The following is a 12,467-nucleotide window of genomic DNA, read 5'->3' on the forward strand; positions in this document are numbered from 1 at the left end:
ACGGGGCCGGGGATCTGCCGGGGATCTGGATCGTCACTTCGATCGACAGCTCTATCCGCGGTCGCTGCGTCGGATCCGTTGTGTAAGTCGGCGTCGGCGAATCCGTGGTCGTAATCGGCGGATCCGTGGTGGTGATCGGCGGATCCGTGGTCGTGATCGGCGGATCCGTCGTGGTGAGGATAGGCGGATCCGTCGTGCCCGGGTCCGCGATGGGCGCCGGGTCCGCCGGGGTTTCGGCCGGTGGCGTGTAGTCCAACCCTTCCGACGGCGTGGAGTCCAAGGGCACGATCGGCGGATCGACGGGCGTGCTCTCGTCCGGCAGGCCGCCGTCGATCGGGGCCGGATCGGACGGAAGCGGATCGGCCGGCGGCGGCTCGCTCGACGTCGGGTCCGGCAGGCTGATCGAGAGCGCCGGCGAGTTGTCCGACGTGTTCTCCGGGGTGTTGGTGTGCGCGGTGGTCTGCGCCGCCGACCCGGTTATCAGTAACCCGGCCACTATCAGTACCGATCCGGTGATCGGGCCAGATTTTCGCATCGGTCAACCAATCCTCGCAGGCCTCGGCGTTTTCCACGCAGCCGGAACTACCGAGACCTGTTGTGCACGTGGAGGTCCGCGCTGTCTGCCGCCACTTTCCGAACAGCCGACTGAAGCATGTCACGAAGGACCGGCTCCGGCGCTCCCCAGTCGATTGGGGAATGAACCGTCACGGGGTGACGATGGCGAAGTTCGGGTCCGGCTTGTCGAACAGGTCCTTCAGCTTCTTCAGCGCAAAGATGTCGCCCTCGATCGCGATGTCGCCCTTGAGCACGGCGGCCTGAAAGTCCTGACCGGCCAGCAGGGTTCGCGCCAATGCGGCCCTGGTCAGGGTGACCGTCGCGTCGGCGGCGGGCAGGCCGTCGGCCGGGGTGCGGTCGTAGTGGATGAGCACGCCGTTGCGGAGTTCGGCGCGGTGCAGGCGGTTGTTGTCGTCGGGGAAACGCCAGTCGGAGGTGATGGTGGTGTCCCAGGCCGCGGGGCCGTTGATGCGCAACGACATCGCGTCGAAGGCCTGGTCGACGGTGAGGGCGGCGAGCAGGCCCAGGGAATTGCCCTGGGTCGGGGTGCCGAAGGAACCGTTGCGCAGTTCGGTGGCGCCGCTGAGGTAGAAGTTGCGCCAGGTGGCGTTCTCGGCGCCGTAGGCGAGTTGTTCGAAGATGCTCGCCTGCAAGCGTTTCGCGGTGTCGTTCTTCGGGTCGGCGAAGATCACGTAGTTGGCCAGCTGAGTGGCCCAGCGGTAATCGCCGGTGTCGTAAGCGTTTTGCGCCTTCTTCAGCGTCTCGGTCGCGCCGCCCATCGCGTCGACGTGTCGTTTGGCGGATTCGACCGGCGGATGTTCCCACAGGTGGGCGGGATTGCCGTCGAACCAACCCATGTAGCGCTGATAGATGGCTTTGACGTTGTGGCTCACCGAGCCGTAATAGCCGTGTGTGGACCAGGATTTCGTGATCGCCGGGGGTAGTTGCACCAGCTCGGCGATCTCGCTGCCGACGTAGCCCTGGTTGAGCAGGCGCAGGGTCTGATCGTTCAAGTAGGCGTACAGATCTCGCTGCACGGACAGGAACTCGACCACCTTGTCGGTGCCCCAGATCGGCCAATGATGGGAGGAGAACACGAGATCGGCGTTGCGCGCGTACAGGTTGATCGACTCGGTCAGGTACCTGGACCAGACGTGCGGGTCACGCACCAGCGCGCCGCGCAGGGTCAGCAGGTTGTGCATGGTGTGGGTGGCGTTCTCGGCCATGCAGAGGATGCGTCGGTCCGGGAAGTAGAAGTTCATCTCCGAGGGCGCCTCGGTGCCCGGCGTCAGCTGGAACACCATCCGCACGCCGTCGATCGTTTCTTCCTGGCCGGTATGGGTGACGTCCCTGGTCGGTTCGAGCAGGGTGATCGTGCCGACCGAGGTCGTCTGGCCCAAGCCCGCGCCGATCTGCCCCTTCGGGCCGCGCGGCAGGGCAGCCCCGTACATGTAGGCGGCCCGTCGAGCCATCGCCGTTCCGGCGTAAATGTTCTCCGACACAGCATGTTCTAGGAATCCGGACGGCGCGAGCACCGGGCAGCGACCGGCCGCGACATCCTCCTTCGTGGTGACCCCGAGGGTGCCGCCGAAGTGGTCGACGTGCGCGTGGCTGTAGATCAGCCCGGTGACCGGTCGATCCCCGCGATGCTTGCGATACAGCGCGAGCCCCGCCGCCGCGGTCTCCGCCGACACCAGCGGATCGATGACGACGACGCCCGTATTGCCTTCGACCAGAGTCATATTCGACAGATCCAGGCCGCGAACCTGATAGAAGCCGGGCACGATCTCGTACAGGCCCTGCTTGACCGTCAGTTGCGACTGCCGCCACAGGCTCGGATTCACCGACAGCGGACAGGGTTCCCGCAGGAATCCGTAGGAGTCGTTGTCCCACACCACCTTTCCGGTGCCGTTCCGGACGACGCCCGGTTCCAGCGACGCGATCCACCCGCGATCGGCATCCGCGAAATCGGCGACATCGGAGAACGGCATGGTCGCGGCGATCCGCTTGTTCGCCTCGGTGACGTGCGCGCTCGGCTCGACCGGCGTCGCCGACGGATTCAACGTCACCGAATCCCCGCACCCGCTCAACCCGGCCCCGGCCCCCGCCCCCGCCAGCGCCAGCGCGGCCGCGCCGACGCCGAACACGCCCCGCCGAGATACCCGCGCCACCGAGCCCTGCTCCTGCTCACCGTCCACGTCGCGCTCCCATCTCGATCAGCACAGCCGACCCATAGCCGCTGAGCCCGACCGACCCTACCCACTATTGCAGTCAGACTGCAATAGTGTCACCATGTGATGGGATGAACCCCATGAGCGAGGCGACCCGACCCCGGCGGCGACGCAACCCCGAACAAACCCGTCGCGCCATCGTCGACGCCCTGCTGTCCCTCGTCATCGACGGCGACACCGACCCCACCACCAGGAACATCGCCGCCCGCGCCGGCGTCTCCGAACGCAGCATCTTCGTCCACTTCCCCGGCCGCGACGACCTCCGCATCGCCGCCGTGGACCAGCAGTCCGCCGACGTCGAAGCCCTCATCGAACACCCAGACCCCGAACTCCCGCTCCCCCAACGCATCGACGCCGCCCTCCGCCAAAGCGAGGCCATCTTCACCCTCCAGCGCAACCCCCGCATCCTCGGCCTCCTGGAATCCCAGCGCATCCCCGCCATCGACCAGCGAATGCGCCTAACCGACACCAGAATCCGCACCGCGCTCGCCAAAACCTTTGCCCCCGAACTCCCCCACCCCGACCCACACCACGTCCTGGACCTCGTCGAAGGCACCCTCGCCTGGCCCCTCCGCCACCACCTCACCGACCGCCGCGGCCTGACCCAAAAAGCGGCCTCCACCGCCATCCGCCACTCCCTCCAATCACTCCTCACCCCACCCAAGCAACGCTGACTACCCTGAACCACATGATCATCTGGTTGAACGGAACCTTCGGAGCCGGAAAGACCACCACCGCAACGGAACTCACCACCCTGCTCCCCGAGTCCCGAATCTTCGACTCCGAGTACGTCGGCTACATGCTCCGCCACGTCCTCGCCGCGGAACCGGTGCAGAACTTCCAAGACTGGCGCCCCTGGCGACAACTGGTCGTCGCCACCGCCACCCAGGTCCTCGACTACGTCGGCGGCACCCTGGTCATCCCCCAAGCGGTTCTTTCCCACGAGTACTGGCAAGAAATCCGCACCGGCCTCGACAACGCCGACATCCCCGTGCGCCACATCGTCCTACACGCCACCCGCACCGAACTCGCCCGCCGAATCGAATCCGACACCGTCGAAACCGTCGCCCGCCAATGGCGCCTGGACCACCTCGACGCCTACGAAGCCGCCCACCCCTGGCATTCCCGCGAAGCCGAAATCATCGACACCACCACCCTCACCCCCACCCAAGTAGCCACCCACATCGCCGCCGGTACGCAATCTTGACGAGTTGGTTTCCCGTCCGGAGCTAATCATCGGACAGCACGAGTTCGATCAGGTATTTGATGAGGTCATCGTCATAGAGCTCATGCTTCGCTTGCCCCTCCGCAGCGAGCGCAAATAGCGCCACGTATTGGTCGATGCGCACCGCGCACTGATTCGAGTCGGGGTCTTGCCAGACAAGTTCGTCCTCGAGGCTGTCGAGCACGGCAGGGAGCACCGCTGCAAGACGAGCGGTTGCGGCCACACTCGGGTCGTCGGACGACAGAAACCAACGACGGAGACTGTCGGAGATATCTGTGAGATCCAGCCGGTAGAATTGATAGTCCGCGCCCGTCGGGTCACGTTGCACTCGCGGCAGTCCCACTTCATCCCGCAGTTCGTTCTCGTCAGCAAATTCTGCATCGAAGGACTCGGCATGCGGAGTGTGACGGAGGGACGGATGCGGAGTTCGCCCAGCAACCGACTGGATCCAACGATCATCCAGGAGATCACGCACCGGCAGGTGTGGGCGGCCGGACAAGTGGGCGGTGATCAGTCGCAGAATTACTGCGGCCTCGACCGGATCACGCCTCAGATCCAGTCGCGCCGCACTCATGATCGGATCGCCGGTTCGCATCGTCTGCGTGATCAGCGCATCCATCGTGGTTGTGGGGAGGCGTAGCAGCGTCGCCACGTATTGAGGGTCAACCACTTTCACATCGCTCTTCATCGAAAATGCCTGTTGCACAGCGCGAACCACACGACTCTGCGGTCCTTTGACCGAAAGATCCGCGGCAAGGACGATGTAGAAATCCAACATCGGCGAGTAGTGATCAACGGCTGTCGAATATTGCAGGAGCAGCTTGTTCACCACGACGTCCTGCTGTAGTTCGATGTCGCTCTTGACTTGCAGCCCAATGAATCTCGCGTCATTGTCGGTCTGCAAGCGGACCAGCAGGTCGCAGCCCAGATCGCGCATCCCCTGGATATCGTAGACAACGTTGGAATCACGGTGAAACGTATCCAGCAACAACCGCAGCTGATGCTGAATTCGCGGCAGCAGATCGGCATCATGCTTCAAGTCGCGCAGACTTGCCGTTTGAGCGATCGGCGCCGTGCTGTACCGCAACGCGTTGGCGATCAACCGCCTACCCAAAGCAATTCGCCCGCGGCCGTCGGTGTCCTCATCCGGCTGAGTCATCGCCACTTCCGTCAGTCCAGGTTGGATAGATGAGTGAGAGTCGGGGCCGGACCCGCCCGACCGCGCCGCCTACGCCGCATCCCACAGCTGGGCCAGTTTACCGTGGCAAAGGATGCCGCCGACATCGAAGCGCGCCGCCACGGGTTGATCTCCGACGCGTTTGTGCGGCACAGATCCCGGGCCCGACATAGCGACGGCGGGCAGCACCACGCGGCAGGAAGCTGGGCTCCAGTTGCGTGGACGGGGGTGGTGGGGGCGGGTAGGGTCTCCCCATTCTGATGAGGAGATCGTGAATGAAAAGCATTGCCTTGCTGGCTATTGGGGTTGTGTTGACGCTTTCCGGGTGTAGTTCTTCGGGAGGTAAGGATGCGGGGCCGGCCAGTCCTACGTTGAATGCTCAGGTGCGGGGGTCGTCGTGCCAGAACTACCTGCCGGTGTTGAGCAAGCTGAAAGATGTCAGCCAGGAGTCGGCGAACAAGACTGCCGAGGAGACGATTTCGATGCTCCCGCAGTCCGCGCAATGGCCCTCACTCAGCGAGGTCGACCGCCAGTCCACCATCGCCGGCATCCGGGACGCCGCCGCCGGCAAGTGCTAGCGGCTGGGGTCAGCGAGCCCGGCGGTGCAGGGCTAGTTGTAGTTCGAGTAGTAGGCGGTCGGCGGGGTCGGTGAGGTCTATGCGGAGGATCTCTTCGACGCGGCGGATGCGGTAGCGCAAGGTGTTCGGGTGGACCTGGAGGGCGGTGGCGGCGTTGCGGACGTCGCCGTGTTCGCGCAGGTAGATGTCGACGCTCTCGCGCAGGCTGGCGGAATGCTTGCGGTCGTAGTCGGACAGGGCGCGCAGGCGGGGGTCGTGCAGTTCCGGGCGGGTGCCGACGAGGTCGAGGATTTCGCCGAGCAGGACGGCCGTGCGGGAGTCGGCGAGGGTGGTCACGCGGCCGCGCGGGTAGGTGGCGACGGTGCTGTCGAGCACTCGGTCGACCTCGCGCCGCGCGTCGGCGACACCGCCCAGCTCGGGCACGGGGCAGGCGATGGCCGCTCGAAGTGCCAGTGCGCGTTTGGATTCCAGTTGTTCGACGAGTTGGCGAGTCCACGCCGTGACCGCGTGCGCGGCCTTGTAGCTCGGCAGCAGCACGTAAACGCGATCGCCGAGCGTCGCAGTGACCGAGTCGTTGCGAAATGAACTGGCGCGCAACCGAAGCATGTTGCCCAACGCGGAAGGCTCGGTAGCGGGCGCGGTTTCGGTGGCGGTGAGCGCGAACCCGACAACGGCGGCCGGACCGGTCAACGGAAGATTCAGCGCCGCAGCGACAGTCGCGACATCAACCGGTCCACCGACACCGAACAACCGCTGCACCAGCAACGCTTCGGTCGACGGCGCATCCAGACTGCGCGAAATGAGCCGCGCGGCAATCGCCGAGGCCCCGCGCAGAATCTCCGCCGCGTCCGGCTTGAACTCCCGATCCCCCTGCTGCAACCAGATCGTGCCGAGCACCCGCGGCGCCCGCGCGGCCCCGTCGGCGGGATGCCGGACGCTCACCGCGAGCCTGCGTTTGATGTTCAGCTCTTCGTGTTCGGGCACATCGATGACCTCGTCGGTCTGTCGCAGCCGATCGAACACTCCCCACTTGCGCAGCACCGCCAGATATTCGCGCGGCCCCTCCCGGCCGAGGATCGACATCACCCGCATCGGGTCGGCCGCCTCGTCGGAGGCGGAATACGCCAGCACATGCGACTGCGGGTCTTCGATCGACACCATGCCACCCGCGTTCTGCGCGACGATCTGCGCCAAACCGAACAGGTCGATGTCCGCGGCAACCAGCCCACTATCAACAGCCACGTCTACGCCTTTCGGCCAACTCGACAACACACTCATCCCATCTTTGTCCTTTTAGCCCATTTCCCGCGCGTTTTTCCGGTGTTGACTTCGCCTGACCTCAGAGTTGCCACATCCAGCAGGAGGAATCATGGACGCCATCGTGTCCACACCGCGGCCGGTCAACGAGCCGGTCGGCACGTTCGCGCCCGGTAGTGCGGAACGTACACGGTTGCAGGCGAAACTGGCCGAGCTCGGCGCGACCCCGACCGAGGTGCACCACGTTATCGCGGGCGAGCACCGGCGCAGTTCGGGCAAGACGATCGAGGTCGTGCAGCCGCACCGGCACGCCGCCGTGCTCGGCACGCTGACCACCGCGAAGTCCAGCGACGTGGCGGACGCGATCAACGCCGCCACCGCCGCGGCGCCGGCCTGGCGGGCCCTGTCGTTCGAGGACCGGGCCGCGGTGTTCCTGCGCGCCGCCGACCTGCTGGCCGGCCCGTGGCGCGAAACGATCGCCGCCGCAACCATGCTCGGCCAGTCCAAGACCGCGTACCAGGCCGAGATCGACAGCCCGTGCGAGCTGGTCGACTTCTGGCGGTTCAATGTGCATTTCGCCCGGCAGATCCTGGCTGATCAGCCGATCTCCTCGCCCGGCGTGTGGAACAAGGTCGAGTACCGGCCGCTGGACGGCTTCGTCTACGCGATCACCCCGTTCAACTTCACCGCGATCGCGGGCAACCTGCCGACCGCGCCCGCGCTGATGGGCAACACGGTGGTCTGGAAGCCGGCGATGACCCAGTCGGTCGCCGCGTACTGGACGATGAAACTGCTGGAGGCGGCCGGCCTGCCGCCCGGGGTGATCAACCTGGTCAACGGCGCGGGCCCGAAGGTTTCGGACGTGGCGCTGGCGGATCGCCGCCTGGCCGGCATCCACTTCACCGGTTCCACCGCGACCTTCCAGCACCTGTGGCGCTCGGTCGCGACCAACATCAGCGACTACAACTCCTACCCGCGCCTGGTCGGCGAGACCGGCGGCAAGGACTTCGTCGTCGCGCACAGCTCGGCCGACCCGGACGTGCTGACCACCGCGCTGATCCGCGGCGCGTTCGACTACCAGGGCCAGAAGTGCTCGGCCGCCTCGCGCGCGTTCATCCCGAAGTCGGTGTGGGCCAAGATGGGTCGCGAGTTCGTCGACAAGGTGGCCACGCTGAGTTACGGCGACGTCACCGACTTCAGCCACTACGGCGGCGCGCTGATCGACAAGCGCGCGTTCGACAAGAACGCCGAGGCCATCGCCCGCGCGAAGGCGACGCCGGGCCTGTCCATCGCGGCCGGCGGTCACGCCGACGACTCGGTCGGCTACTTCGTCGACCCGACCGTGCTGCTCGGCGAGGATCCGACCGACGAGGCGTTCAGCACCGAGTACTTCGGCCCGATCCTGTCCGTGCACGTCTACGACGACTCGGCCCGCGGCGCGTTCGAGCAGACCCTGGAGCTGGTCGACAAGGGCTCGCCCTACGCGCTGACCGGCGCGATCATCGCCGACGACCGCGGCGCGATCGCCAAGGCCACCGAGGGCTTGCGCTTCGCCGCGGGCAACTTCTACATCAACGACAAGCCCACCGGCGCGGTCGTCGGCCAGCAGCCGTTCGGCGGGTCGCGCGCCTCCGGCACCAACGACAAGGCAGGCTCGGCCCAGAACCTGCTGCGCTGGACCTCCGCTCGCACGCTCAAGGAAACGTTCGTCCCGGCGACCGATCACCGCTACCCGCACCAGGAGATCTGATGGCCTTCTCCGCGCTGCTGCGCCCCGCCATGCTGGCCGCGTCCCGCTCGCCGCGCATGGAACGCACCATCACCAGGATGCCGACGACCAAGAAACTGGTCGATCGGTTCGTCGCGGGTGACTCCGCGGACCAAGCCGTCGCCGCGGTCGAGGCGCTGCTCGGTTCGGGCCGCTACGTCACCATCGACTACCTCGGTGAGGACACCACCGAGATCGAGCAGGCCCGCACCACGGTCACGCATTATCTGCACATGCTGTCCGCGCTGAGTCAGCTGGAGGTCGCGGTCGAGACGGAAGCGGTTCGGCCGCTGGAGGTTTCGCTCAAGCTGTCCGCGCTGGGCCAGTCGCTGCCGAAGGACGGGCACGCGATCGCGCTCGAGCACGCGCAGCGGATCTGCGCGGCCGCCGCCGAGGCCGGGGTCTGGGTGAACATCGACGCCGAGGACCACACGACCACCGACTCGACCCTGGGGATCGTGCGCGAACTGCGCACGGACTTCCCCAGCCTCGGCACCGTGTTGCAGGCCTACCTGCGGCGCACCGAGGGCGACTGCCGGGACCTGTCGGGTTACGGCTCGCGCATCCGGCTGTGCAAGGGCGCCTACAAGGAACCCGCGTCCGTCGCGTTCCAGGGCCGCGCGGAGGTCGACGCGTCCTACCTGCGCTGCCTGCGCGTGCTGATGCTCGGCGACGGCTATCCGATGGTCGCGACGCACGATCCGGCGCTCATCGCGGAGGCGCAGCGGTGCGTCGACACGACCCACCGCAAGGCCGACGAGTTCGAGTTCCAGATGCTGTACGGCATCCGCGACGCCGAGCAGCGCAGGCTGGTCGAGGAGCACAACCATCTGCGGGTCTACGTGCCGTACGGCGATCAGTGGTACGGCTATTTCATGCGCAGGCTGGCCGAGCGGCCGGCCAATGTGGCGTTCTTCCTGCGGTCGTTGAAGCCCGGTAGTCAGCGGTGATCGACGGCGTGTCGCATGGCGCGCCGTTCGGTTGGCCAACCACGCTGAACAATATTTGGCCAACTCGCCGATCACAGTCGCGCTGTGGTCGTATTTAGTAACCACAGCTCGAAGTGTGATCTGCGTTACGCATCGTCGCGGAGCGTGGAGGACGAAAGGAACTACATGTCCATCGCGGAGTTGCGCAGCCAAATGCTGCGCCGCAAACCCATGGGACAGGTCGAGGACGACGGGCCTGCCGATGAGCAGCTGTCCCGTTCACTCGGCCTGTGGCAGCTCACGGCGATCGGCGTCGGTGGCATCATCGGCGCCGGCATCTTCACCCTCGCCGGCGCGGTCGCGCACTCCGTCACCGGCCCGTCGGTGCTGATCTCGTTCCTGATCGCCGGTGTCGCCAGCGCGGCGGCGGCGCTCTGCTACGCGGAATTCGCCGGGATGGTGCCGAAGGCGGGGTCGGCCTACACCTACGGGTATGTCTCGCTCGGCGAGATCGCCGGCTGGTTCATCGGCTGGGATCTGCTGCTGGAGTACATCGCGGTGGCGGCGGTGGTCGCGATCGGCGTGTCCGGCTACTTCCGCTTCCTGCTCGGGCAGGTGGACATCACGCTGCCGGACTGGATGATGGGCGCGCACGGCACCGGCGACGGCCACGTGGTGGACGTTTTCGCGATGCTGTTCTGTCTCGGCACGGCCTGGCTGCTCTCCCGCGGCATCAAGAGCGTCGGCCGGTTCGAGACCATCGCGGTCGGCATCAAGGTGGCCTTGGTCGTGCTGATCGTGGTGCTCGGTGTATTCCACATCGACAGCTCGAACTACACGCCGTACTTCCCGTTCGGTCAGGGCGCGGTGTGGACCGGCGCGGCCACCGTGTTCTTCGCGGTGTTCGGGTACGACGCGATGAGCACGGCCGCCGAGGAATCGACGGACGGCAAGAAGCATCTGCCGAAGGCCATCCTCTACTCGCTGGGCATCGCGATGGTGCTGTACGTGCTGGCCACGCTGGTGCTGACCGGCATGCAGAAGTACACCGAGATCAGCCCGACCAGCGGGTTCTCCACCGCGTTCGAGTCGGTCGGCATGCCGGGCATCGCGAACATCATCGCGATCGGCGCGATCGTCGGCATCGTCACCGTGGTGCTGACCTTCATGCTCGGCGTCACCCGCGTCTGGTACGCGATGAGCCGCGACGGGCTGCTGCCGGAGTGGTTCGCCAAGACGCATCCGGTGCGCAAGGTGCCGACCCGGGTGACCTGGATCGTCGGCATCGGCGCGGCGGTGATGGCCGGCCTGCTGGACATCACCATCGTCGCCGAGCTGACCAACATCGGCATTCTGATGGCCTTCATCGTGGTGTCGGTGGCCGTGATCGTGTTGCGGCGCACCAGGCCGGATGAACCGCGCGAGTTCAAGCTGCCGTTCATGCCGCTGGTTCCGCTGATCGGCATCGGCTTCTCGCTGTACCTCATCTGGTCGCTGCCGTGGCAGACCTGGGTGCGGTTCGCGGTCTGGCTGGTCGTCGGGCTCGCGGTGTACTTCCTGTACTCGCGCACGCATTCCAAGCTGGAGCGCACGGGTACGGCGGACACCGCCAAGCTCGGCTGAGAGAGAACTCCGAGGGGCACTGACGCCAGTCTCTCGGGCCGGTTGGGTGGGTTGGCCTTCGGGCCACCCACCCAGCCTTATTTTCCGGGCGGAACTGATGCTCGGCTGGCATCAGTCGATATCGAAAGAGTGTTGGACAGGCATCAGTCCAGCGTTTTAGCCTTCTGGCAGTCGCACGGCAAGTGAGCCAAGCCACATTCGCCGGTGGACCCAGGAGGACACATGACCCGGATTCTGATCACCGGCGCGGGCGGTGGGATCGGCACGCTGATGCGGCCGCGACTACACCGCGCGGACCGCATTCTGCGCTTGCTCGACGTGACCGAACTCCCCGCTCCCGCAACGGATGAGCGGGTCGAGATCGTCACCGGATCGCTCACCGACGCCGGCACCATGGCGGCCGCCTGCCGGGATGTCGATGCGATCATCCATCTCGGCGGGATCAGCCGCGAGGACAGCTGGGAGCGGGTGCTCGCGGCGAATGTCGATGGGACACATACCGTTCTGGAAGCCGCACGACAGGCGGGCATCTCCCGAGTCGTGCTGGCGTCGAGCAATCACGCGGTGGGATACCGGACGGTCGGCGAGGCCGGACCGGATGGCATTGCGGGAGAAGCTCCTTCGCGGCCGGACACCTATTACGGGTTCAGCAAGGCGGCGATCGAAGCGCTGGGCAGTCTGTATCACTCGCGGTTCGGCATGGACGTGATCTGCATTCGGATAGGGTCGTGCTTCGAGCGGCCGAATGATGTTCGGGGACTGTCGATGTGGCTCTCGCCCGCGGACGGTGCGCGACTGTTCGAGGCCTGCCTGACCGCGGAACGCCCTGGCTTCCGGGTGATGTGGGGCGTGTCGAAGAATACCCGCGCGGTGGTGTCGCTGCGGGAGGCCGAGGAACTCGGTTATCGCAGTCTCGACGATGCCGAGAAATTCGCCGCGGAGATCCCCGGCGGCGCGGCGCCGACGTTTATCGGCGGCGCATTCCTCGATACCCCGCTGGGTACACCGAATCCCCTCTGACGCAACTCGAAACGCATAGCGCGATACCGAGTTCGCATCACGCTTTCCCGCTATACCGCCTGTTCAGCATGTGACGCTGAGGGCACTTGCTCGACCGCGAAAGA

General features: G+C 66.1%; 10 protein-coding genes. 7 read left to right on the top strand and 3 right to left on the bottom strand.

The window, feature by feature from the left end:
* Positions 1-704 precede the first annotated feature (704 nt).
* Positions 705-2,546, bottom strand: a complete 1,842-nt coding sequence (locus AB0M22_RS33860; RefSeq protein ID WP_364736109.1) for an alkyl sulfatase dimerization domain-containing protein — start codon at positions 2,544-2,546, stop codon at positions 705-707.
* 320 nt (positions 2,547-2,866) lie between these two features.
* Here AB0M22_RS33860 and AB0M22_RS33865 point away from each other — a divergent pair, with 320 nt between their 5' ends.
* Both AB0M22_RS33865 and AB0M22_RS33870 read left to right on the top strand, forming a co-directional pair.
* The gene (locus AB0M22_RS33865) at positions 2,867-3,460 is read left to right on the top strand and encodes a TetR/AcrR family transcriptional regulator (RefSeq protein WP_364735601.1); all 594 of its coding nucleotides are present in this window, start codon (positions 2,867-2,869) and stop codon (positions 3,458-3,460) included.
* A gap of 14 nt (positions 3,461-3,474) precedes the next feature.
* Positions 3,475-3,993 (top strand): AAA family ATPase, encoded by a 519-nt coding sequence (locus AB0M22_RS33870; protein ID WP_364735603.1) that lies wholly within the window; start codon positions 3,475-3,477, stop codon positions 3,991-3,993.
* Positions 3,994-4,015: 22 nt separating this feature from the next.
* Here AB0M22_RS33870 and AB0M22_RS33875 read toward each other — a convergent pair whose 3' ends face one another.
* Positions 4,016-5,170, bottom strand: a complete 1,155-nt coding sequence (locus tag AB0M22_RS33875; protein ID WP_364735605.1) for a hypothetical protein — start codon at positions 5,168-5,170, stop codon at positions 4,016-4,018.
* 293 nt (positions 5,171-5,463) lie between these two features.
* On the opposite strand from AB0M22_RS33875, the gene AB0M22_RS33880 reads away from it, so the two are divergent.
* Complete coding sequence (locus AB0M22_RS33880; protein ID WP_364735608.1) at positions 5,464-5,766, top strand: hypothetical protein; 303 nt, start codon at positions 5,464-5,466, stop codon at positions 5,764-5,766.
* 9 nt (positions 5,767-5,775) lie between these two features.
* On the opposite strand, the gene AB0M22_RS33885 is transcribed toward AB0M22_RS33880, so the two are convergent.
* Entirely contained in the window at positions 5,776-7,008 is a 1,233-nt protein-coding gene (locus tag AB0M22_RS33885) for a helix-turn-helix domain-containing protein (RefSeq protein ID WP_364735610.1), read from the bottom strand.
* Positions 7,009-7,135: 127 nt separating this feature from the next.
* Here AB0M22_RS33885 and pruA point away from each other — a divergent pair, with 127 nt between their 5' ends.
* The 4 genes from pruA (at position 7,136) to AB0M22_RS33905 (ending at position 12,363) form a co-directional block, all read left to right on the top strand.
* Positions 7,136-8,773, top strand: a complete 1,638-nt coding sequence (gene pruA, locus AB0M22_RS33890) for an L-glutamate gamma-semialdehyde dehydrogenase (protein WP_364735612.1) — start codon at positions 7,136-7,138, stop codon at positions 8,771-8,773.
* The gene (locus tag AB0M22_RS33895) at positions 8,773-9,741 is read left to right on the top strand and encodes a proline dehydrogenase family protein (RefSeq protein WP_364735614.1); all 969 of its coding nucleotides are present in this window, start codon (positions 8,773-8,775) and stop codon (positions 9,739-9,741) included. The genes pruA and AB0M22_RS33895 overlap by 1 nt, the downstream gene beginning before the upstream one ends.
* 165 nt (positions 9,742-9,906) lie before the next feature.
* Positions 9,907-11,343: an amino acid permease gene (locus AB0M22_RS33900; RefSeq protein ID WP_364736112.1), complete on the top strand. Its 1,437-nt coding sequence runs from the start codon at positions 9,907-9,909 to the stop codon at positions 11,341-11,343.
* Positions 11,344-11,565: 222 nt separating this feature from the next.
* Positions 11,566-12,363 carry an NAD(P)-dependent oxidoreductase gene (locus AB0M22_RS33905; protein ID WP_364735616.1) on the top strand — a complete coding sequence of 266 codons (798 nt, stop codon included), beginning with the start codon at positions 11,566-11,568 and terminating at the stop codon, positions 12,361-12,363.
* The last annotated feature ends 104 nt before the right edge of the window (positions 12,364-12,467 follow it).

Origin of the sequence: Nocardia sp. NPDC051756, assembly GCF_040681495.1 — a bacterium.
Classification (GTDB): domain Bacteria; phylum Actinomycetota; class Actinomycetes; order Mycobacteriales; family Mycobacteriaceae; genus Nocardia.

Excerpts from the sequence above, each read along its gene's own strand:
- AB0M22_RS33860 (WP_364736109.1), bottom strand. The coding sequence starts at position 2,546 with ATGCCGTTCTCCGATGTCGCCGATTTCGCGGATGCCGATCGCGGGTGG.
- AB0M22_RS33865 (WP_364735601.1), top strand. The coding sequence starts at position 2,867 with ATGAGCGAGGCGACCCGACCCCGGCGGCGACGCAACCCCGAACAAACC.
- AB0M22_RS33870 (WP_364735603.1), top strand. The coding sequence starts at position 3,475 with ATGATCATCTGGTTGAACGGAACCTTCGGAGCCGGAAAGACCACCACC.
- AB0M22_RS33875 (WP_364735605.1), bottom strand. The coding sequence starts at position 5,170 with ATGACTCAGCCGGATGAGGACACCGACGGCCGCGGGCGAATTGCTTTG.
- AB0M22_RS33880 (WP_364735608.1), top strand. The coding sequence starts at position 5,464 with ATGAAAAGCATTGCCTTGCTGGCTATTGGGGTTGTGTTGACGCTTTCC.
- pruA (WP_364735612.1), top strand. The coding sequence starts at position 7,136 with ATGGACGCCATCGTGTCCACACCGCGGCCGGTCAACGAGCCGGTCGGC.
- AB0M22_RS33895 (WP_364735614.1), top strand. The coding sequence starts at position 8,773 with ATGGCCTTCTCCGCGCTGCTGCGCCCCGCCATGCTGGCCGCGTCCCGC.
- AB0M22_RS33900 (WP_364736112.1), top strand. The coding sequence starts at position 9,907 with ATGTCCATCGCGGAGTTGCGCAGCCAAATGCTGCGCCGCAAACCCATG.
- AB0M22_RS33905 (WP_364735616.1), top strand. The coding sequence starts at position 11,566 with ATGACCCGGATTCTGATCACCGGCGCGGGCGGTGGGATCGGCACGCTG.